The organism is Amnibacterium flavum (assembly GCF_003097495.1).
Lineage (GTDB): Bacteria > Actinomycetota > Actinomycetes > Actinomycetales > Microbacteriaceae > Naasia > Naasia flava.
In genome coordinates this window covers 843299-865710 of sequence record NZ_QEOP01000002.1, presented here as the reverse complement: position 1 = coordinate 865710, position 22412 = coordinate 843299, and the positions used below count along the sequence as shown (strand labels likewise).

Sequence of the window (22412 nt, the reverse complement as noted above, 5' to 3'; positions counted from 1 at the left end):
CAGTCTATCAAGACGAGAGCGCGCGCCCAACCCTCGAACCGACCGGTTCGGAGCCCGATTGCAGGCACGGCGCGTCACATTGTGTAACGCTGATTCGCCGTTCCACATTCCTCCTGATTGCATCGAGGCACAGTGATCACCGCCAGCCACGTCGTGAAGACGTACACCGCGCCCGACGGGACACCCGTCCGCGCGCTCGACGACGTGAGCCTCAACGTCGACCGGGGACAGATCTTCGGAGTGCTCGGGCAGAGCGGGGCGGGCAAGAGCACGCTCATCCGCACCCTGAACCTGCTGGAGCGGCCCGATTCCGGCACCGTGACCATCAACGGCGAGGAGCTGACCGCACTGTCGGACAACGAGCTCCGCGCGGCGAGGCGACGGATCGGCATGGTCTTTCAGCACTTCAACCTGCTGGGCAGCCGCACCGCCCGGGGGAACGTGGAACTCGCGCTCGAGGTCGCCGGCATGGCCGCCGCCGAGCGCCGTCGCCGCTCCGATGAGATCCTCGACCTCGTCGGGCTCGGCTCCCGCGCGGAGTCCTATCCTGCACAGCTGTCCGGTGGTCAGAAGCAGCGCGTCGGCATCGCCCGTGCACTCGCCGCCAAGCCCGCCGTCCTCCTCTCCGACGAGGCGACCAGCGCTCTCGACCCCGAGACCACCGCGTCGATCCTCGACCTCATCAAGGGCATCAGCACCGAGCTCGGCCTCACCGTGCTGCTGATCACCCACGAGATGGATGTCGTCAAGCGCATCTGCGACGGCGTCGCCCTCATCGAGGACGGGCGCATCCTGGAGCAGGGCGGCCTCGTCGACCTCGTCTCGACCCCCGGATCGCGTCTCGCCCGCCAGCTGTTCCCGCTCGGCCCTCTACCCGAGGGCGATGCGGACACCGTGCTCGACATCACCTTCTCGGGCGGCAGCGCCGACCGGCCGGTCATCTCGCAGCTCGCCCGGCGGTACGACCTCGACGTCAGCATCCTCGGCGCGTCGATCGAGCACCTGGGCGGCAAGCAGGCGGGGCGGACCCGGCTCGAGCTGCCCGGCCCCGCCGCCATCCACCGAGATGCCATCGCAGGCCTGCGAGCACAGGGCCTACTCGTCGAGGTCGTCAGAGGAGGCGCGGAATGATCGACATGAACGCCCCGCAGTTCTGGCCCGAGCTCTTCGAGGTGCTGTGGGTCGGTCTCCTGCAGACCCTGCAGATGGTGGCCGGTTCGCTGTTCTTCACCATCGTGATCGGGCTCCCACTCGGCGTGCTGCTCGTGACGACGGAGCGCGGCGGGCTGCTGGAGCGCCCGTTCGGCTCGCGGGCTCTCGGGTCGACCATCAACAAGGTCATCGACTTCGTCGTCAACCTCGGCCGCTCGGTGCCGTTCATCATCCTGATGATCGCGCTCATCCCGTTCACGCGCCTGCTCATCGGCCGGTTCATCGGAACGGACGCCGCGATCGTGCCGCTCTCGGTCGTCGCCATCCCGTTCTTCGCGCGGATGGTCGAGATCGCCCTCAAGGAGGTCGACGGCGGACTCATCGAGGCCGGTCAGTCGCTCGGTGCGTCGAACTGGCAGATCATCCGCAAGGTGCTGGTGCCGGAGGCACTCTCGAGCATCGTGCTCGGCACCTCGACGACGATCACCTCGATCATCAACTTCTCGGCCATGGCGGGTGTCGTCGCCGCGGGCGGTCTCGGCGATGTGGCGATCCGGTACGGCTATCAGCGCTACAGCTGGCCGCACATCGTCGCGGTCATCATCGTCCTCTTCGCCTTGGTCATGGTGCTCCAGGGTCTCGCATCGCTGCTCTCGCGCCGCCTCGCGCACCGCAGATCGGGTGAGCGAATGTCTCGAGCGATCCAGCTGGCGGGCGGTCCCGAGAGCTGAACCCCAGCGGATCGCCGCCGGCCGGCAGAACGGCCGAACAGTCCGGTCCCGCACCCACGACTTGCACCGAGCACCTGCACCGCCCACGTTCCACCACCATCCTCGCGCTCCGGCGCACCACAGAAGGAAGCACAGCCATGCCTCGTATTCGCAGCCTCAAGCTGGTCGGCGGAATCGCCGCCGTCACCCTCGCCCTCGGACTGTCGGCCTGCGCCGGCTCCTCCGATGAGCCCGCCGCCGAGACCGGGTCCGACTCGCTCGGGACCATCAAGGTCGGCGCGCTCGCGACTCCCGCGGGCGACATCCTCAAGTTCGTCCAGGACAACCTGGCGGAGGACGCCGGGCTCACCATCGAGTTCACGGAGTTCACCGACTACAACACCCCCAACTCATCGCTCGACGAGGGCTCGACGGACGCGAACCTGTTCCAGAACGCCACGTTCCTGAAGACCTTCAACGAGGCCTCCGGCACCGATCTCATCAGCGAGGGCGAGATCTACCTGCCCACCGCCGCGTTCTACAGCGACACCGTCAAGTCCCTCGACGACCTGAAGGACGGCGCGACCATCGCCATCCCGAACGACCCGACGAACGAGGGTCGCGCGTTGAAGATCCTCGCCGCCGAGGGCCTCATCGAGACGACGGACGAGCCGACGACGCTCGCCGACATCACCGACAACACGCACGACTTCCAGTTCGTCGAGATCGAGAACGCGAGCCTCCCGCAGGCCATCGCCGACGCCGATGCCGCCTTCGTCACCCTCAGCTTCGCGCTCCCCGCCGGTCTCACCGCCGACGAGGCGATCCTCATCGAGGGTTCGGACAGCCCGTACTACAACGTGCTCGCCACCCGCGCCGAGCTGAAGGACGACCCCCGCGTGCAGAAGCTCAAGGAGCTCCTCCTCGACCCGGCGACGGTCGATTACATCAACGACACGTGGGGCGGCCTCGTGGTCCCGTTCGAGGGCTGACAGCCGACCGACTCGACCCTGTGACCGGTCGTCGGATGTCGATGGTGACGAGTTCACCGGAGGCGTCCGGCGGCCGGTTCCTCGTTGAACCAGGGCAGATCGGAATCTCTCAGCCGAGCAGTACGGCACGGAGGGTGTCGAGACCGACTCCCCCGAGTTCGAGCGCGCGCCGGTGGAAGTCCTTCACATCGAAGTCGGCTCCGTGACGCGAGGCCAGTTCTGCTCGGATCTGCTGCCAGATCCGCTGCCCGATCTTGTACGACGGCGCCTGGCCCGGCCAGCCCAGGTAGCGGTCGACCTCGAACCGGATGAACGCGTCGTCCATGTTCGCGTTCGCGCGCATGAACTCGAGCGCGTATTCGGCGTCCCAGACTCCCCCGCCGTCGGGCCTCCGCTTGCCGAGGTGCACGCCGATGTCGAGGACGACGCGAGCTGAGCGTGTGCGCTGACCGTCGAGCATGCCGAGCCGGTCGGCGGGGTCGTCGAGGTAGCCGAGCTCGTCCATGAGGCGCTCCGCGTAGAGCGCCCAGCCCTCGCCGTGGCCGGACACGAAATTGCCGCGGCGCCAGCTGTTCAGCTGCGCCCGATTGGCGATCGCGATGCCGTTCTGGAGGTGATGTCCTGGGACGCCCTCGTGGTAGACGGTCGTCGTCTCGATCCAGGTGTCGAATTCGGTCACCCCCTCGGGGACCGACCACCACATGCGGCCGGGTCGCGAGAAGTCGTCGCTCGGCGGCGAGTAGTAGATGCCCCCGGTCTGGGTGGGCGCTATCCGGCATTCGAGTGCGCGGACCTGCGCGGGGATGTCGAACTCGGTGCGGCCCAGACCTTCGATGGCACGATCGCTCAGGTCCTGCATCCAGTCACGGAGTGCGTCGGTGCCGTGGAGCTTGCGCGACCGGTCGGCATTCAGGTGGGCGATCGCCTCCTGGACTCCCCCGCCGTCGACGATGCGACGGGCGATGTCCTCCTGTTCGCGCGTGTCGCGGGCGAGCTCTTCGAGGCCCCATTCGTACGTCTCGTCGAGGTCGACCTCGGCGCCGAGGAAGCCGCGCGAGGCCAGGGCGTAGGCCTCCCGACCCGCCGCGTCCTGTTCGCGGGCCGACAGGATCAGGTCGGTCTCGAGGTAGTCGGCGAGTTTGGCGTACGCACGGGCGGCGAGCATGCCGCCGGCCTCGAGGTCGCGGCGGAGCGAGTCGGCCACGGGCACCCCGCCCACCTCGGCTCCGGAGCTGAGGGTGGCGAAGAACCCGTCGGGTGCGGCGACAGCGCGCACCTGGGCGGCGACTTCGCGCACCTGACGGCGGGCGGGCGCCTGCCCCCGTTCGGCGCCGGAGCGCAGGGTGGCGATGTAGCCGTCGACGGCGGCATCGACGGCCGCGAGACGCTGGGCGATGTGCTCCCACTGGTCCTCGCGGTCGGTCGGCATCAGGTCGAAGACCTCGCGGATGTCCTGCGCGGGTGAGGCGATCACGTTGAGCTGGTGGCGGAAAGTGCCGGCGTCGTAGTCGTCGATCGCGAGGTCGAGCTCGCGCAGCAGATCGCGACGGGTGACCTCGTCGACGGCATCGACGACGACGGCGTCGAGCAGGGCTGCGCGCGTGCGTCGAGCGGCCGCATCGCGCTGCGCATGCCCGTCGGGCGAGTAGTCGCCGTATTCACCCTCGCGGCCCGGTCGGCCGAGCCAGACTCCGTACTCGGGCGACAGTTCGACGACCGTGTCGACCCATTCCTCCGCGACGGCGTCGATCGGGGTGGGTTCGCGCGGAATGCCGCTCACCTCTCGCCTCGGTCGTCGCCTGCGGCGAACAGGACCTTGATCTGCTCCGCGGTGGTCGCCGAGCGCAGGCGCTCAGCGAGTTCGGCGTCGAGGAGGATCTCCGCGAGACGTGCGACGAGGGCGACGTGGCCGCCCGCGGGTGCGGCGATGCCGACGCAGACGCGGGCGATATGCCCGTCGCCCCAGTCGACGCCGTCGGTGAAGCCGAGCACGACCATGGCGGGCCGGGAGACGGAGTCCTTGCCCGCGAGTGTGCCGTGCGGAATGGCGACTCCCTCGCCGATGTAGGTGGAGACGGAGCGTTCGCGCTTGAGCATCGATTCGACGTAGGCCTCGGCGACGGCGCCGGTCGCGACGAGGGCCTGGCCGCATTGCGTGACCGCGTCGAAGCGGTCGCTCGCCGTCAGCCCGAGCCGGATGGAGTCGTCGTCGAGCAGCCCTGCGAGTGACTCACGCTCTGGTCGGGTCATCTGTGCCTCTTGTCGTAGTGGGTTCGAATCGAGGCCGTCAGTGCGCGGCGGCGTCCCAGTTGTCGCCGAGTCCGACCTGGACTTCGAGCGGGACCCGGAGTTCGGCGGCGTTCGCCATGCGGTCGGTGACGATGGCGGCGAGCTCGTCGCGTTCGCCGTCGGCGACCTCGAACACGAGTTCGTCGTGGACCTGGAGCAGCATGCGCGAGCGCAGTTCGCGTTGCTGCATGTCGGCGTTGATGGCGATCATCGCGATCTTCATGATGTCGGCCGCCGTGCCCTGGATGGGTGCGTTGAGCGCGGCGCGCTCGGCGTTCTCGCGGAGCACCCGATTGGCGCTCGTCAGATCGGGGAAGGGGCGGCGACGGCCGTGGATGGTCTCGGTGTACCCGTCGGCTCGGGCTTGTTCGACGACGTTGCGGAGGTAGTCGCGGACTGCGCCGAAGCGGGCGAAGTACTCGGTCATGAGCTGCTTCGCCTCGCTCGTCTCGATGCGCAGCTGCTTGGAGAGTCCGAATGCGCTGAGACCGTAGGCGAGGCCATAGGACATGGCCTTCACCTTCGTGCGCATGGTGGGAGTGACGTCGACGGGGTCGACGCCGAACACCCGCGAACCGACGAAGCGGTGCAGGTCCTCGCCACCCTGGAAGGCCTCGATGAGCCCGGCGTCCTGCGAGAGGTGCGCCATGATCCGCATCTCAATCTGAGAGTAGTCGGCGGTCAGGAGGGTGTCGAAGCCGTCGCCGCGGACGAAGGCGGCGCGCATGCGTCGGCCCTCCTCGGCGCGGATGGGGATGTTCTGCAGGTTGGGGTCGTTGGACGAGATGCGCCCGGTCGTGGTGCCCGTCTGCACGTAGGTGGTGTGGATCCGCCCGTCGGAGCCGATGCCGCGCTCCAGCGTCTCGATGATCTGTCGCAGCTTCGTGGCGTCGCGGTGCTGGAGCAGCAGATCGACGAACGGGTGCGGGTTGCGATCCATGAGGTCGGCGAGGGAGTCGGCGTCGGTCGAGTACCCGGTCTTGGTGGCACGGGTCTTGGGCATGCCGAGCTCTTCGAAGAGCACCTGCTGAAGCTGCTTGGGTGAGCCGAGGTTGAGTTCGTGGCCGAGAACTCCGAACGCCTCGGTCGCCAGCGCCTCGATCTTGACCGAGAGATCGCCGCCGAGCCCGCGAAGGAGGTCGGCATCGATGGCGACTCCGTCGAGTTCCATCGTGGCGAGGACCTGCAGGGTGGGGAGCTCGATGTCGGTGAGCACACCCAGGTCGCGCTCGTCGAGCACCTCGCGGAGGGTCTCGGCCGCGCGGACGGTGAACCAGGCGTAGGTTGCCACGCTGGTGTCGGCGTCGTCTTCGGGGACCAGTTGATTGGGGTCGGCGACCGGCAGCGTTTCCGAAAGGTAGCGCAGCACGATGTCGGCGAGGGTCTTGTCGATGCCGCTGGGGCGGAGCAGCCAACCGGCTACGAGGGTGTCGAAGGCGAGCCCCCCGAGTGCGAGCCCTGCACGGCGGAGGCTCTTGAGCTGAGTCTTGGCGTCGTGCATGACCTTCGGCGCGTCGCTCGCGAGCCACGTCTCGAGCGGTGCGTAATCGGTGCGGCCAGGTATCCAGTTGAGAAGAACCGACTCGGTCTGGCTGGCGACACCGATACCGGTGACCTGCCCGCCCGTCGTCTCGACGGTCAGGCCCAGACCACCCGGGTTCGCCTCGCTCTGCCGGGTGAGCCAGGCTCCCAGCTCTTCGTCGAGGAGCTCGGTCTGCGGGCGAGGTGCCGGCGGCGCGGTACTCGGTTCCTGCTCGATGGCCCCCTCGAGAGTGCCCGCCGACGACGCGTCCTCACCGCCTTCGAGCTTCATGACCCGTTCGAGGAGCGTACGGAACTGGAGGCGAGCGAAGAGTTCGCGCACCGCGGCGTGGTCGATCGGACCGCGGGCGAGGTCGGCCGGCCCCGCGGGGAGCTCGACATCGTCGACGAGTCGGTTGAGGCGACGATTGCGTTCGGCCCGATCCCGCTGTTCCCGGAGGTTGTTGCCGACGACGCCCTTGATCTCGTCGGCGTGCTCGAGGATGCCATCGAGGCTTCCGTAGAGGCCGAGCCATTTGACGGCTGTCTTCTCCCCCACCTTGTCGATGCCGATGAGGTTGTCGCTCGTCTCGCCGACGAGGGCTGCCACGTCGGGGTACTGCCAGGGTTCGATCCCGTAGCGTTCGCGGACCTTCGCGGTGTCGTAACGGGTCAGATCGGAGACCCCGCCCTGACGCCCCGAGGGGTAGAGCAGAGTCACGTCGTCGCCGACGAGCTGAATCGTGTCGCGATCGCCCGAGACGACGAGGACCCGGTACCCCTGCTCGCGGCCCTGACGGGCGAGGGTCGCGATGACGTCGTCGGCCTCGTAGTCCTCTTTGGTGATCGTGACGATGTTCATGGCCTTGAGGGCGTCCTGCAGGAGCGGGACCTGGCCGACGAACTCGGACGGCGTCTCGCCACGGGTGCCCTTGTATTCGGGGTAGTCACGGGTGCGGAACGAGTGCCGCGAGATGTCGAACGCGACGCCGAGATGGGTGGGCTTCTCCTTCTGCAGAAGGAGGAGCAGCATCGACAGGAAGCCGTGGATGGCGTTCGTGTGCTGACCGTCGGAGGTCTGGAAACTATCGACCGGGAGGGCGTAGAACGCGCGGAACGCGAGCGAATGGCCGTCGATCAGCAGAAGGGTAGGCTTGTCGCTCTCTGACACCCTGCCAGCCTAGCCGCGGCCGCCGACACGGCATTCGCCGTCGTTCAGATGCATCGATCGCGGCGTGTGATGAGGACCGCGATGACCACCAAAGTGCCGGACGATCTGCACCCCGAACTGCGGGCGCGCCTCCTCGACAGCGACGGCGGCGCCCTCGCCAAGAAGATGGGCATCGAGTTCCTCGAACTGTCGGCCGAGCACTCGGTGGCACGGATGCCGGTCGAGGGGAACACGCAGGTCATCGGGCTGCTGCACGGCGGCGCGCACGTGGTGCTGGGCGAGACGCTGGGCTCGGTGTCGTCGGCCATCCACGCGGGCCCCGAGCGCTACGTGGTCGGAATCGAGATCAACGCCACGCATTCCCGTTCGGTGACGGAGGGCTGGGTCACGGCGACGTGCGACGCCCTCGTGCTGGGCCGGACTCTCGCCACCCACGAGATCGTCATCCGCGACGATCAGGGCCGCCGCCTCTCGACGGTGCGGATGACGAACCTCGTCCGCGAAGCCTGACCCAAGCCGGGCGTTCCGGGCGAGCGCGCACGTTCCGGCCCGCCCCGCACGCCGCAACGTGCGCGCGCTCAGCTCCACGGACGGAAGATCCGCACTCCGGACGTCTTCCGCGAGTCCATCGAGCCAGGGGTCGAAACCCACTTGCGCTCCCGGCCACCGGCCTTCAGATCCGATCCTCGATCGACATCCGACCGAAAGTCCCGGATCGTCACGGTCGTGATCAGTCCGAGGACCGGCCGTCCCTCAAATCTCTCCTCGACCCGGCCTGCGGAGGCCGATTCGAGAACCCCCCGCAGCTCGGCGACTGACTCCAGCGAAGCGGGGATCGTCCACGACCCGTCGGCGACTTCGACCTGGATCAGGTCGGGCCCCTGGTCGTCAACGCGGGCCCAGTGAAGGTCGGCGGTGTACTGCGCATGCGGGCGAAAGCTGATCGCCGACGAATCGGTGTCGCGCAGGATGTCAGCTGCGCGAGCGAAGCGGGTCTGCGCTTGATCGGCGAGTGCCTCGAGCTCACGCCCCACCTCATCCGTCATCGCCGCTCGAGACCTCGCACGTCTCGCCGCCTCTGCCTCACGCCGCCGGATGGACCACTCCGATTCGACGTAGTCCGGGAGTAGGAAGTCATCGGGGACCTCGAGGGTGACGAGGTAGGTGTCGTAGTACTGGTCGTCATCCTCGCCCTCGGCCGTCACGGATTCCATCGGATAGGACTTCGAGCGGTCCTCGGCCCACACCAGCATTCCCGGTCGGCCGGGAACGCGCGCATGCTGCCCCACCAGCCCGTCGATCGCTCTGATGGTGCCTTCGACAGACCAGTTCGGGACTTCCGGCTCGGCTTGGCCGTGCTGCTCCGTGTGGAATGTCGAGAGGTGGACCGTCTGCGCAGGATCGTCCGCGATGACGTTCCAGCTTCCGACACCGCCGACCGCAAAGGCCTCCCCGCAGCACCGCTGTTCCCAGCCGGCGACCTTGACCTCGATCAGCATCTGGTTCGGCGCGAGGTGCGCTCGGACCTACTTCTTGGCGGCGGAGAGCTGCTCGATGATCGCCTGAGCGACGTCGCGCATGGTGAGGCGGCGGTCCATCGAGGCCTTCTGGATCCAACGGAAGGCGTCGGGCTCGCTGAGGCCCATCTTCTCGTTGAGCAGTCCCTTGGCGCGGTCGACGAGCTTGCGGGTCTCGAAGCGCTCGACCATGTCGGCGACCTCGGCTTCGAGGGTGACGATCTGCTGGTAGCGGCTGAGCGCGATCTCGATGGCGGGCAGCAGGTCGTTGGGGGTGAACGGCTTGACCACGTAGGCCAGAGCGCCGGCCTCGCTGGCGCGCTCGACGAGTTCCTTCTGGCTGAACGCCGTGAGGAGGACGACAGGGGCGATGTGGTTCTTGCTCAGTCGCTCAGCGGCGGAGATGCCGTCGAGCTGAGGCATCTTGACGTCCATGATGACGAGGTCGGGGCGCAGTTCTGTTGCGAGTGCGACGGCGGTCTCACCGTCGCCTGCTTCGCCGACGACTTCGAATCCGTTGTCGCGCAGGATCTCGACGATGTCGAGGCGGATGAGCGATTCGTCTTCTGCTACGACGACGCGGCGCGGTGCTGAGGAGTTGGCAACAGGGTCTGACACGTTTCTGAGCCTACGGTATTCTGACCGCGGCCGACCTCACGGTTGGGTTCGGGCCGGTGTGGCGGAATGGCAGACGCGGAGCACTCAAAATGCTTTGTCCGAAAGGGCATGTGGGTTCGAGTCCCACCACCGGTACATGAGAAGAGGCGCCGCCCGAAGGGTGACGCCTCTTCTCATGCGTCGACGGTGGATCGAGAAAACACTGCAGGGGTCCTCACCGCGCCGGTTCCGACGCGGCGCGGAGCGGCGTGGCGGCCGTGCCGGTGGGGCGGGGTTCGAGTCCCACCACCGGTACATGAGAAGAGGCGCCGCCCGAAGGGTGACGCCTCTTCTCATGGGTCGACGGTGGATCGAGAAAACACTGCAGGGGTCCTCACCGCGCCGGTTCCGACGCGGCGCGGAGCGAGGTGGCGGCCGTGCCGGTGGGGCGGGGTTCGCGCAACGACCGCGGCAGCGAAGGAGCGCCAGCTCTTTCGCGCCCCAGCCATCAGGGCTTGGCGAGGCCGGCGCACGCACTCGCCGGAAGCGGCGCTCCGGTTCTAGAACCGTGGACAAGACGTCGTGCGCGCACGTTGCGGCGTGCGGGGCCGGCCGCAACGTGCGCGGCGCGCCGGAACGCCCGACCTTGGCGGGGCGAGGACGCACGTTCCGGACGGGTGCGTACGCCGGAAGGTGCGTATGCGCCCGGAATATTCGAGTTCGGGAATGGCGAAGCGGCGGTCCCCCTTGTGGGGACCGCCGCTTTTTCGGGCTTCTCGGGTCAGTCGGCGTGGCCGTTCTGCCAGGCGGGGACGACCGCCTGGACCGCGTCACCGATGCGGTGGACGCGGACGTCGTTCGTCGAGCCGGGGATTCCAGGAGGGGATCCCGAGATGACGACGACCTTGTCGCCGATCTCGACGAGCTTCTCGCGGAGGAGGACCTCGTCGACCTGGTGCATGAGCTCGTCCGTGTGGGTCACCCGGTCGACGACGTAGCTCTCGATGCCCCAGATGACGGACATCTTGTCGCGCGTGGACTCGGAGGTCGTGAACGCCTTCATCGGGATGGACGACCGGAGTCGCGACATCCGGCGCGCGGAGTCGCCGGACTCGGTGAAGACGACGAGGAACTTGGCCTGGACGAAGTCGGCGACCTCGGCTGCCGCGAGGGTCATCGCGCCGCCCTGGGTGCGCGGCTTGGTGCCGAGCGGGGGGATGCGCTCCAGCCCGTGCTCCTCGGTGGAGGCGACGATGCGGGCCATGGTCTGCACCGTGACGACGGGATACTCCCCCACGCTGGTCTCGCCGGACAGCATGACCGCGTCGGCACCGTCGAGGACGGCGTTGGCGACGTCGGAGGTCTCCGCACGGGTCGGGACGGGGCTGTGGATCATCGACTCGAGCATCTGCGTGGCGACGATGACCGGCTTCGCCATGCGGCGGGACAGCTCGACGGCGCGCTTCTGGACGATCGGAACGGCCTCGAGGGGCAGCTCGACACCGAGATCGCCGCGGGCGACCATGATGGCGTCGAACGCCTCGATGATCTCCTCGAGCGCATCGACGGCCTGCGGCTTCTCGATCTTCGCGATGACGGGGACACGGCGGCCCTCTTCGTCCATGATCTCGTGCACGCGCTCGATGTCGCTGGCGTTGCGGACGAACGACAGGGCGATCATGTCGGCGCCGATGTTCAGGCCCCAGCGCAGGTCCGCCTCGTCCTTCTCGGACAGGGCAGGCACGTTGACGGCGACACCGGGCAGGTTGATGCCTTTGTTGTTCGAGACGGGCCCCGCGACGATCACCTTGGTGGTGACGACGACGCCGTCGGTCTCGACGACCTCGACGCGGACCTTGCCGTCGTCGATCAGCAGGAAGTCGCCGGGAGCGACGTCCTGCGGGAGCCCCTTGAACGTGGTGCTGACGATGTCCTTGGTGCCGGGGATGTCCTCGACGGTGATCTTGAAGATGTCACCCTCTGCGAGCTCGTGCGGCCCGTCGGAGAAACGGCCGAGGCGGATCTTCGGACCCTGCAGGTCGACGAGGACGCCGACCGCGCGGCCGCTGTCCTCCGAGGCCTTGCGCACGTTCGCATAGACGCCCTCGTGGACGTCATAGCTGCCGTGGCTCAGGTTGAGGCGGGCGACGTCGACGCCGGCGTCCACGATGGCTCTGATCTGCTCATAGCTCGCGGTCGCGGGGCCTAGCGTTGCGACGATCTTGGCGCGTCTCATTCGGGGTCTTGTCCTCCGGGCTCTTGTGGGAAGTGAAGTCAGGTGTCAGACCGCGATGGCGCGGTCGGTGGGACGTACCGGTGACGGCAGTTCGGTCTCACCTTCGAGGTACGTGTCGACCGCTGCCGCAGCCGCACGGCCTTCGGCGATCGCCCACACGATGAGCGACTGGCCGCGACCGGCGTCACCCGCGACGAAGACGCCCGGCTGGCTGGTCTGGTAGTCACCACCGCGTTCCACGTTACCGCGGCCGTCGAACGGCACGCGCAACTGCGTGTCGAGGTCATCGGACTCGGGACCGGTGAATCCGAGCGCGAGGAGCACGAGATCGGCGGGGATCTCACGCTCGGTGCCCGCCTTCGGAACACGACGGCCGTCGAGGTACTCGGTCTCGGCGACGCGCAGGCCCTTGACGTTGCCCTCTCCGTCGGAGATGAACTCGACGGTGGAGGCGAGGTACTCGCGGTCGCCGCCCTCCTCGTGCGCGGACGCGACCTCGAAGAGGGTCGGGAAGGTCGGCCACGGCTGAGTCTCGGGCCGCTCGTGCGGGGGCTGCTTGCCGATCGCGAGGGTGGTGACGGATGCGGCCAGCTGGCGGTGCGCGGTGCCGAGGCAGTCCGCACCCGTGTCGCCGCCGCCGAGGACGATGACGTGCTTGCCCTCGGCCGTGATCTGATCGGGGACCTCGTCGCCCGCGACGACCTTGTTGGCCTGCACGAGGTACTCCATGGCGAAGTGGATGCCGTTCAGGTCCCGACCGGGGATGGGCAGATCGCGCGGCACGGTGGCACCGGTCGCGACGACGACGGCGTCGTACCGGGCACGCAGGTCGTCCCAGGTGATGTCGACGCCGATGTTCACGCCGGCGCGGAACCGGGTGCCCTCGGCGAGCATCTGCCCGAGGCGGGCCTCGAGGTAGCGCTTCTCCATCTTGAACTCGGGGATGCCGTAGCGCAGGAGGCCGCCGATGCGGTCGTCGCGCTCGTAGACGGCGACGGTGTGGCCCGCACGGGTCAGCTGCTGCGCAGCGGCGAGGCCGGCAGGACCGGACCCGACGACCGCGACGGTCTTGCCGGTGAGCCGCTGCGGCGGGTGCGGTTCGACCCACCCGTTGCTGTAGGCGTCGTCGGCGATGGTCATCTCGACCTGCTTGATGGTCACCGGAGGCTGGTTGATGCCGAGCACGCAGCTCGCCTCGCAGGGGGCGGGGCACAGCTTGCCGGTGAACTCGGGGAAGTTGTTGGTGAGGTGCAGACGGTCGATCGCCTGCCGTCCCTCGCCGCGCCAGGTGAGGTCGTTCCACTCGGGGATCAGGTTGCCGAGCGGGCAGCCCTGGTGGCAGAACGGGATGCCGCAGTCCATGCAGCGACCCGCCTGCCGGCGCAGCTCACCGCTCTCCTGATGCTCGTACACCTCCTTCCAGTCCTGGATGCGGACGGGAACGGGACGCCGCTTCGGCAGCTCCCGCTTCTGGACCTTGAGGAAGCCCTTCGGATCAGCCATTCAGAACACTCCTCGGGAAAAGAAGGCTTGGGACACCTGCGGTCGGACCGCTCCGGACGAGAACGAGCTCAGCCACCGGTCACCTCCAGGATGCGGGTCCAGACGACGTCGCCGTCCGGGTCGAGTCCCTCGGCGACGGCGTCGCTGCGGGTCGCGAGAACCGCCGCGTAGTCGCGCGGCAGGACCTTCACGAACTCGGTGGCCGCGGTCTCGAAGTCGGCGAGCATGCGCTCCGCGACGGCGGACCCGGTCTCGGCGAGGTGCTCGCTGAGCAGGTCGCGCACGATCTCGAGGTCGGCGGAGTCGAGTTCGCGCAGCTCGAGCTCGCCCTCCGACAGGGCGTCGCGGTTGACGTCCTCGGTGCGGAGTCGGTGCACGTACGCGGTGCCGCCGGACATGCCGGCGCCCAGGTTGCGCCCGGTGGAGCCGAGGATGAGGACGAGACCACCGGTCATGTACTCGAGGGCGTGGTCGCCGACGCCTTCGACGACGGCGGTCGCGCCGGAGTTGCGCACCATGAAGCGCTCCCCCACGATCCCGCGGATGAACATGCTGCCCTGGGTGGCGCCGTAGCCGATGACGTTCCCGGCGATGACGTTCTCCTCGGCGACGAAGCCCGCGGTCTCGGCCGGGCGGAGCACGATGCGCCCGCCCGAGAGTCCCTTGCCGACGTAGTCGTTGCTGTCGCCGATGAGGCGGAGGGTGATCCCGCCGGGGACGAACGCGCCGAGCGACTGCCCGGCGGATCCGCGCAGGGTGACGTCGATCGACCCGTCGGGCAGACCGTGCTCACCGTGGCGCTTCGTCACCTCGTGTCCGAGCATCGTGCCAACCGCACGCTCGGTGTTGCGGATGGGCAGGTCGATCGAGAACTCGCCCCCGTGGTCGAGGACGTCGGCTGCGCGCCGGATGAGCAGGTTGTCGAAGTGCTCGTCGAGCTCGTGGTCCTGCGCGACGCGACCGATGCGCGGCTCCTCGGCGGAGAACTCCGGGCCGACCAGGATCGGCTCGAGGTCGAGACCGTCGGCCTTCCAGTGCGCCATGGCGCGGTGCACGTCGAGCAGGTCGTTGCGCCCGATGATCTCGTCGAGCGAGCGGTAGCCGAGCTTCGACAGCCACTCGCGCACCTCCTGCGCGAGGAACTCGAAGAAGTTGACGACGAACTCGGGCTTGCCCGTGAACCGCTTGCGCAGCTCGGGGTTCTGGGTCGCTACGCCGACGGGGCAGGTGTCGAGGTGGCAGACGCGCATGAGGATGCAGCCCTCGACGACGAGAGGAGCGGTCGCGAAACCATACTCCTCCGCGCCGAGCAGGGCTGCGACGATCACGTCGCGCCCGGTCTTCATCTGACCGTCGACCTGCACCACGACCCGCTCGCGCAGACCGTTGAGCATGAGGGTCTGCTGGGTCTCGGCGAGGCCGAGTTCCCACGGCGTGCCCGCGTGCTTGAGCGAGTTGAGCGGGCTGGCGCCCGTTCCGCCGTCGTGGCCGGAAACGAGGACCACGTCGGCCTTGGCCTTCGCGACACCCGCGGCAACCGCGCCGATGCCGTTCTGGCTGACCAGCTTGACGTGGACCCGAGCCTCGGGGTTGGCGCGCTTCAGATCGAAGATGAGCTGCTTGAGGTCCTCGATCGAGTAGATGTCGTGGTGCGGCGGCGGCGAGATGAGGCCGACTCCGGGTGTCGCGTGCCGGGTGCGCGCGATCCACGGGTACACCTTGCCCGGGGGCAGCTGGCCGCCCTCGCCGGGCTTGGCGCCCTGCGCGAGCTTGATCTGGATGTCGGAGGCGTGAGTCAGGTACATGCTCGTGACGCCGAACCGGCCGGACGCCACCTGCTTGATCGCGCTGCGCCGCTGCGGGTCGAGAAGACGCGCGACGTCCTCGCCGCCCTCACCCGTGTTGCTGCGTCCGCCGATGCTGTTCATCGCGATCGCGAGGGTCTCGTGCGCCTCCTCGCTGATCGAGCCGTAGCTCATCGCGCCGGTGTTGAACCGGCGGACGATGCTCTCGATCGGCTCGACCTCGTCGAGCGGGACCTCGGGGCGCACGCCGGTGCGCAGCGAGAAGAGTCCGCGCAGCGTCATGAGGCGCTCCGCTTGCTCGTCGATCAGCGCGGTGTACTCGCGGAAGATGTCGTAGCGCCGGTTGCGCGTCGAGTGCTGCAGCCGGAACACCGTGTCGGGGTTGAACAGGTGCGGCGGGCCGTCGCGGCGCCACTGGTACTCGCCGCCGTCCCAGAGCCGCTCGTGCGCGAGCGCCGCCGGGTCCGTGGGGTACGCGGCCGCGTGGCGGGATGCGTTCTCGGATGCGATGACGTCGATGCCGACGCCGCCGAGCTTCGTGACGGTTCCGGTGAAGTACTGGTCGACGAATTCCTTCGCCAGACCGACGGCCTCGAACGTCTGGGCGGCGGCGTAGGAGGACACCGTCGAGATGCCCATCTTCGACATGATCTTGAGAACGCCCTTGCCAAGCGCCTTGATGACGTTCTTCACGGCCTTCTCGGGCGTGACACCGGTGATCATCCCGCTGCGGACGAGCTGCTCGCAGGTCTCCATCGCGAGGTACGGGTTGACGGCCGACGCCCCGTAGCCGATGAGCAGCGCCACGTGGTGGACCTCGCGCACGTCGCCCGCCTCGATCACGAGGCCGACCTTCATGCGGTTCTCGCGCCGGATCAGGTGGTGGTGGATGGCCGCGGTCATCAGCAGCGACGGCACCGGGGCCTGGTCGCTCGTCGAGTCGCGGTCCGAGAGCACGATGAACCGCGCACCGTGGTCGATCGCGTGGTCGACCTCGTCGCACATGGCGGCGAGCCGGCGCTCGAGGGCCTGCGGGCCGTCGTCGACCCGGTAAAGGCCGCGGATCGTGGTGGTCATCGCACTTCCGGGCGACGGGTCGATGTGCTGGATCTTGGCCAGCTCGTCGTTGTCGATGACGGGGAAGTCGAGCGCGACCTGATGGGCGTGCTGAGGTCCTGCGTCGAGCAGGTTGCGCTCGGGACCGAGTCCGGACCCGAGCGAGGTGACGACGGCCTCGCGGATGGAGTCGAGAGGCGGGTTGGTCACCTGCGCGAACTGCTGGGTGAAGTAGTCGAACAGCAGACGCGGACGCTCGGAGAGCACCGCGATCGGGGTGTCCGATCCCATCGCGCCGAGGGGCTCCGCACCCGCCTTGGCCATGGGGGTCAGAAGGATCCGCACCTCCTCCTCGGTGTACCCGAACGTGCGCTGACGGCGCACGACCGAGGCCGGGGTGTGCACGATGTGCTCGCGCTCGGGGAGGTCCTTGAGGTTGATGCGACCTTCGGCGAGCCACTTCTCCCACGGCCGGAGCGCGGTGAGCTCGGCCTTGATCTCGTCATCCTCGATGATGCGGCCCTCGACGGTGTCGACGACGAACATGCGACCGGGACGCAGGCGGCCCTTGCGGACCACCTTGGCGGGGTCGATGTCGAGCACGCCGATCTCGCTCGCCGCGACGACGAGTCCGTCGTCGGTGACGACGAAACGGCCGGGACGCAGACCGTTGCGGTCGAGGGTTCCGCCGACGAGCGATCCGTCGGTGAAGACCAGGGCGGCGGGGCCATCCCATGGCTCCATGAGCATCGAGTGGTACTCGTAGAACGCGCGACGCTCGGCGTCCATGGCGGGGTTGTTCTCCCACGCCTCGGGCACCATCATCATGATCGAGTGCGGCAGCGAGCGGCCGGACAGGCTGAGCAGCTCCGCCACCTCGTCGAACGAGGCGGAGTCGCTCGCACCCGGGGTGACGATCGGGAGCAGCGGCGCCATGTCGCCGATCAGCTCGCTCTCGAGCTGGGACTGGCGCGCGCGCATCCAGTTGCGGTTGCCCTGGACCGTGTTGATCTCGCCGTTGTGGGCGATGACGCGGAACGGCTGGGCAAGCGGCCAGGACGGGAACGTGTTGGTCGAGTAGCGGGAGTGCACGAGCGCGAGCTTGGTCGCGAAGCGCTCGTCGGACAGGTCGGGGTAGAACGGCTCGAGCTGGAGCGTCGTCACCATGCCCTTGTAGACGAGGGTGCGGGAGGAGAGGGAGCAGAAGAAGGCGCCCTGCTCGCGCTCCGCCCGCTTGCGCAGGCGGTAGACCTGACGGTCGAGCGCGAGGCCCTCGAACGGCACGCCCGAGACGTCGTGGCGCTGGCTCGCGACGAAGACCTGCTCGAACGCGGGCATGGCGCCGCGCGCGAGGTTGCCGATCTCGTCGGGCTCGTGCGGGACCTCGCGCCAGCCGAGCACGGTGAGGCTCTCCTCGTCGGCGATCCGCTCGACCGCGGACTTGAGCGCGGCGCGCTCCGCCTCACCGGTCGGCAGGAAGCCGAGTCCGACGGCGTACTGCCCGACGGGCGGCAGGTCGAAGTCGACGACGGCCCGGAGGAACTCGTCGGGGATCTGGGTGAGGATCCCTGCACCGTCGCCGGTGCCGGCGTCGGACCCGACCGCACCGCGGTGCTCGAGGTTGCGGAGTGCGCCGAGGGCGACATCGACGATGTCGTGCCCCGCCGTGCCGCGCATGGTCGCGACCATGGCGAGACCGCATGCGTCGCGCTCGTTGGTCGGATCGAACATGCCGGACTGCTCGGGCATGGTGGAGAACTGGCGGAACGGCGACGGGATCTCGCGCGATGCGGTGGTGCTGCGGGAAGCGGAGTGCGGGTTCATCGACGGTCCCTCCTCACGGGTTTCTCGATGAGAGCGGTTTGAGAGATGTTCGAGGCACCGTTATCGGTGAGGCCTCGGCACCATTCTGTCTGCAGAAATGGGCCCCACCCGCGCTTGCGGGTGATGGTGTGCGCTGAGTCGACGCAAGACGGCGGAAAACTGCCGGTGTGGCGCTACGGTCGGGATGCGCTACCGCTTGTGGCGGGCGGACGACCTGCACCTGCTCCCTCACCCTTCGCAGGGTCGGAGGGAGATTCGGCATCGTCGCCGTGCTCGAAATCCGAGGCGGTGTAGACGGAGTCTACCGCCTTGCCGGGGGCGACCCACTCCTTGCCGGGGCGGTAGGGGCCGGGCTCGATGCCGGGGTGACGCCTCGTCTGCACGATCCAGATGATCACACCGAGCGCGACGGCGAGGATCGCGCCCCACACGTTGCTGCGGAGACCGAAGATGACCTCGCTCGGGTCGACGCGGATCGACTCGAACCAGATGCGGCCCGAGCCGTACCAGATCAGGTAGAGGGCGATGACCTTGCCCCACTGGAGGCGCCACTGACGCTCGATCAGGAGGATGAGGACGGCGCCGAAGACGTTCCAGAGGATCTCGTAGAGGAAGGTCGGGTGGAACAGCGTGCCCTCGGCGAGGCCGATCGGGTAGGCGGAGTTCGAGTACTCGATCTCGAGACCCCACGGCAGGTCGGTCGGCTGGCCGAACAGCTCGTGGTTGAACCAGTTGCCGAGACGCCCGATCGCCTGGGCGAAGAGGAGCCCGGGGGCGAGAGCATCGGCGATCGACCAGAAGCGGAGTCCCGTCGTGCGGGAGGCGATCCAGATGCCGAACGCACCGCCGACGAGCGAGCCGAAGATGGCGTTGCCGCCCTCCCAGATGGCCACGATGTTGTACAGGGTGTCGATGAGGTTGCGGCCCTCGACGAAGAAGTAGTCGGCGGGGTGGGTGGCGACGTGCCAGATGCGCGCGCCCAGGATTCCGAAGACGACGGCCCAGAGGGCGATGTCGATGATGACGCCCGGCTCGGCGCCGCGCTTGGTGAGGCGGCGCGAGGTCAGAAGGGCTGCGACGACGATGCCGACCAGGATGCAGAGCGCATAGGTCTTGATGTCGAAGATGCCGAGTTCGATGCCCTGGAATTCGTAGGGCGGACTCGGGATGCTGAGCGGCGTCACGATCCTCGAGGCTACTACAGTGCCGACGGACCGGCGTCAGGCCTGCGGGACGCCGCGCGGGTGCCCTCGGCCAGTCGCGCTGCGAGCTCGGCGGCCGCCGATACTCCGCCCTGGGCGAGAGCGTTGACGAGAGCCGACCCGACGATCGCTCCGTCGGCGTATCCGAGGATCTCGGTGACCTGCTCGGCAGTGGAGATCCCGATTCCGACGCAGACGCTCTCGGCGCCGACGCCGCGCAGCCGGTCGACGAGCAGCCGCGCCGCCTTGTCGACATCGGACCGCGCACCGGTGATGCCCATCGTCGACACGGCGTAGACGAATCCGCGGCTGATCTCGACGGCGTGGCGGAGTCGGTCGTCGGAGGACGAGGGCGCCGCGAGGAAGACCCGGTCGAGTCCGGCTCGGTCGGACGCGGCGAGCCACAGGTCGGCCTCGTCGGGGATCAGGTCGGGCGTGATCAGCCCGGCTCCCCCGGCCTCGGCGAGATCGTCGGCGAACCGGTCGACCCCGTACTGGAGGACGGGGTTCCAGTAGGTCATCAGCAGCACGGGGGCGTCGACGCGGGCGCGGACCTCTCGCACCGCCTCGAAGCCGTGTCGGAGGCGGAACCCGTTCGAGATCGCCTGCTGGGTCGCGGCCTGGATGACGGGGCCGTCCATGACCGGGTCGGAGTACGGGAGCCCGAGTTCGAGCACGTCGACCCCGTTCTCCACGAGCGCCACCGCGGCGTCGATGCTGGTTCCGAGGTCGGGGAATCCGACGGGCAGGTAGCCCACGAGGGCACCGCTGCCCGCGGCACGGCGGTCGGCGATCGCCTTCTCGACGGAGGAGGTTGCTGTGTCTGTCATGGAGGTCACACCTGGTCCGCGTCGGCGTCGATGAGGTCGAACCAGGCGCCCGCCGTCGACATGTCCTTGTCGCCGCGGCCGCTCAGGTTGACGAGGATGACGGAGTCGGGGCCGAGCTCCCTGCCGAGTTCGAGCGCGCCCGCGAGGGCGTGCGCCGACTCGATCGCGGGGATGATGCCCTCGGTGCGCGCGAGGAGCCGCAGGGCGGTCATCGCCTCGGTGTCCGTGATCGGGCGGTACTGGGCGCGTCCGAGGTCCGCGAGCCATGCGTGCTCTGGACCCACGCCTGGATAGTCGAGTCCGGCAGAGATGGAGTGCGACTCGAGCGTCTGCCCGTCCTCGTCCTGGAGCATGTAGCTGCGCGCGCCGTGGAGCACGCCGGGGCGGCCCTTCGTGATGGTCGCGGCGTTGCGGGGTGTCTCAGCACCGTCTCCTGCGGCCTCGAAGCCGTAGAGGGCGACGTCGGGGTCGTCGATGAACGCGGTGAAGATGCCCATGGCATTGCTCCCCCCGCCGACGCATGCCGCGACGGCGGTGGGCAGGGCGCCGGTGAGCGCGAGGACCTGTTCGCGCGCCTCGTCGCCGATTATGCGCTGCAGGTCGCGGACCATCGCTGGGAACGGGTGCGGTCCGGCGACGGTGCCGAAGACGTAGTTCGTCGTGTCGACGTTCGTCACCCAGTCGCGCATGGCCTCGTTGATGGCGTCCTTGAGGGTGCGGGATCCGGCGGTGACGGGGACCACCTCGGCCCCCAGCAGTCGCATGCGGGCGACGTTGAGCGCCTGACGCTCGGTGTCGACCTCGCCCATGTAGACGACGCAGTCGAGACCGAACAGAGCCGCAGCGGTGGCGGTCGCGACGCCGTGCTGACCGGCACCGGTCTCGGCGATGACCCGCTTCTTGCCGATGCGCTTCGTCAGCAGCGCCTGGCCCAGCACGTTGTTGATCTTGTGCGATCCGGTGTGGTTGAGGTCCTCGCGCTTGAGGATGATGCGTGCGCCACCGGCGTGCTCGGCGAAGCGGGGAACCTCTGTGATGATCGAGGGGCGGCCCGTGTAGTCGCGGTGCAGCGCGTCGAGCTCGGCATGGAAGGCGGGGTCGGCCTTCGCGGCCTCCCACGCCTCGGTGAGCTCGTCGAGAGCGGCGATGAGGGACTCGGGGACGTACCGTCCGCCGTAGGCGCCGAAGTACGGCCCCTGCTCCTGCAGGCTGGTGCGGGTGTCGCTCGTCATACGGCCAGGAACTCCTCGAGTCGGGCGGCCGGGTCCCCGGTCACGAGAGCTTCGCCGACGAGGACGACATCGGCCCCCGCGGCTCGGTAGTGGGCGACATCGGCGGCCTGCTTGACGGCCGACTCGGCCACGCGGACCACGGAGCCGGGGATGCCCCCCGCGAGACGGCCGAACAGGTCGGGGTCGAGCTCGAACGTTCCGAGGTCGCGCGCGTTCACGCCGATGATGGGCGCGCCGACGTCGAGCGCGCGGAGCACCTCGTCCTCGTCGTGGGTCTCGACGAGCGCGGTCATGCCGAGCTCGCCGACGAGTTCGTGCAGCTCGTGGAGCCGGCGCTGATCGAGCGCCGCGGCGATGAGTAGCACGAGATCGGCTCCCGCCGCCCGTGCCTCGAAGACCTGGTACTCCTCGACGATGAAGTCCTTGCGGAGGATCGGGATGTCGACGGCGGACCGGACCGCGCGGAGGTCGTCGAGCGAACCGCCGAAGCGGCGCTCCTCGGTCAGCACGCTGATCGCGCTCGCACCGGCACCCGCATAGGTCGAGGCGAGCTCGGCCGGGTCGGGGATGTCGGCGAGGTGGCCGCGCGAGGGGCTCTTGCGCTTGACCTCGGCGATGATCTTGACCTTCTCGGCCGGGCGGAGTGCCTCGAGGGCGTCGAGTGCGGGAGCGACATCGGCCGCGGCGCGCTCGAGATCGCTGAGGGGGGTGTTCTCGCGCCTGGTTGCGGCGTCGGCACGCGCCCCTTCGACGAGGTCGCTGAGTATGGACACCG

At 68.6% G+C, this 22412-nt stretch carries 16 protein-coding genes and 1 tRNA gene; 5 read left to right on the top strand and 12 right to left on the bottom strand.

The annotated features are described in order from the left end of the window. Positions 1-132 precede the first annotated feature (132 nt). The 3 genes from DDQ50_RS11770 to DDQ50_RS11760 all read left to right on the top strand — a co-directional run bounded on the left by DDQ50_RS11770 (position 133) and on the right by DDQ50_RS11760 (position 2854). On the top strand, positions 133-1131 hold the full coding sequence (locus DDQ50_RS11770; protein WP_116756901.1) for a methionine ABC transporter ATP-binding protein: 999 nt from the start codon (positions 133-135) through the stop codon (positions 1129-1131). Next, positions 1128-1883 (top strand): methionine ABC transporter permease, encoded by a 756-nt coding sequence (locus tag DDQ50_RS11765; RefSeq protein WP_165829794.1) that lies wholly within the window; start codon positions 1128-1130, stop codon positions 1881-1883. Before DDQ50_RS11770 ends, DDQ50_RS11765 begins: the two co-directional genes overlap by 4 nt. A gap of 137 nt (positions 1884-2020) precedes the next feature. Continuing rightward, positions 2021-2854: a MetQ/NlpA family ABC transporter substrate-binding protein gene (locus tag DDQ50_RS11760; RefSeq protein ID WP_116756900.1), complete on the top strand. Its 834-nt coding sequence runs from the start codon at positions 2021-2023 to the stop codon at positions 2852-2854. A 109-nt stretch (positions 2855-2963) separates the two neighbouring features. On the opposite strand, the gene DDQ50_RS11755 is transcribed toward DDQ50_RS11760, so the two are convergent. From DDQ50_RS11755 to polA, 3 genes are read right to left on the bottom strand one after another with little or no spacing between them, the layout of a single operon-like run. After that, on the bottom strand, positions 2964-4634 hold the full coding sequence (locus DDQ50_RS11755) for a DUF885 domain-containing protein (RefSeq protein WP_116756899.1): 1671 nt from the start codon (positions 4632-4634) through the stop codon (positions 2964-2966). Beyond that, entirely contained in the window at positions 4631-5104 is a 474-nt protein-coding gene (locus DDQ50_RS11750; protein WP_116756898.1) for a PTS mannitol transporter subunit IIA, read from the bottom strand. The genes DDQ50_RS11755 and DDQ50_RS11750 overlap by 4 nt, the downstream gene beginning before the upstream one ends. Positions 5105-5141: 37 nt before the next feature. Beyond that, a complete protein-coding gene (polA, locus tag DDQ50_RS11745) occupies positions 5142-7835 on the bottom strand; it encodes a DNA polymerase I (protein WP_116756897.1) in 2694 nt (897 codons plus the stop codon). A gap of 81 nt (positions 7836-7916) precedes the next feature. On the opposite strand from polA, the gene DDQ50_RS11740 reads away from it, so the two are divergent. Beyond that, the gene (locus tag DDQ50_RS11740; RefSeq protein ID WP_116757423.1) at positions 7917-8345 is read left to right on the top strand and encodes a PaaI family thioesterase; all 429 of its coding nucleotides are present in this window, start codon (positions 7917-7919) and stop codon (positions 8343-8345) included. Positions 8346-8413: 68 nt separating this feature from the next. Here the strand turns inward: DDQ50_RS11740 and DDQ50_RS11735 are convergent, their stop codons facing one another. Continuing rightward, entirely contained in the window at positions 8414-9334 is a 921-nt protein-coding gene (locus tag DDQ50_RS11735) for a DUF6578 domain-containing protein (protein WP_116756896.1), read from the bottom strand. 27 nt (positions 9335-9361) lie between these two features. Next, entirely contained in the window at positions 9362-9970 is a 609-nt protein-coding gene (locus tag DDQ50_RS11730) for an ANTAR domain-containing response regulator (RefSeq protein ID WP_116756895.1), read from the bottom strand. A 52-nt stretch (positions 9971-10022) separates the two neighbouring features. Between DDQ50_RS11730 and DDQ50_RS11725 the strand changes: the two genes are divergently transcribed. Further along, positions 10023-10105 (top strand) — tRNA-Leu (locus DDQ50_RS11725). A gap of 625 nt (positions 10106-10730) precedes the next feature. Here DDQ50_RS11725 and pyk read toward each other — a convergent pair. From pyk to trpC, 7 genes are all read right to left on the bottom strand, one after another. Further along, positions 10731-12185, bottom strand: a complete 1455-nt coding sequence (pyk, locus tag DDQ50_RS11720) for a pyruvate kinase (RefSeq protein WP_116756894.1) — start codon at positions 12183-12185, stop codon at positions 10731-10733. A gap of 45 nt (positions 12186-12230) precedes the next feature. Then, positions 12231-13688: a glutamate synthase subunit beta gene (locus tag DDQ50_RS11715; RefSeq protein ID WP_116756893.1), complete on the bottom strand. Its 1458-nt coding sequence runs from the start codon at positions 13686-13688 to the stop codon at positions 12231-12233. A gap of 68 nt (positions 13689-13756) precedes the next feature. Continuing rightward, complete coding sequence (gene gltB / locus DDQ50_RS11710; protein ID WP_116757422.1) at positions 13757-18298, bottom strand: glutamate synthase large subunit; 4542 nt, start codon at positions 18296-18298, stop codon at positions 13757-13759. Positions 18299-18546: 248 nt separating this feature from the next. Then, a complete protein-coding gene (gene lgt / locus DDQ50_RS11705; protein WP_116756892.1) occupies positions 18547-19560 on the bottom strand; it encodes a prolipoprotein diacylglyceryl transferase in 1014 nt (337 codons plus the stop codon). Positions 19561-19571: 11 nt separating this feature from the next. Continuing rightward, complete coding sequence (trpA, locus tag DDQ50_RS11700; RefSeq protein ID WP_116757421.1) at positions 19572-20405, bottom strand: tryptophan synthase subunit alpha; 834 nt, start codon at positions 20403-20405, stop codon at positions 19572-19574. Positions 20406-20410: 5 nt separating this feature from the next. Then, the gene (gene trpB, locus DDQ50_RS11695; RefSeq protein WP_116756891.1) at positions 20411-21637 is read right to left on the bottom strand and encodes a tryptophan synthase subunit beta; all 1227 of its coding nucleotides are present in this window, start codon (positions 21635-21637) and stop codon (positions 20411-20413) included. Continuing rightward, positions 21634-22404, bottom strand: coding sequence for an indole-3-glycerol phosphate synthase TrpC (gene trpC / locus DDQ50_RS11690; RefSeq protein WP_116757420.1), 771 nt, complete (start codon positions 22402-22404; stop codon positions 21634-21636). Before trpC ends, trpB begins: the two co-directional genes overlap by 4 nt. Positions 22405-22412 lie beyond the last annotated feature (8 nt).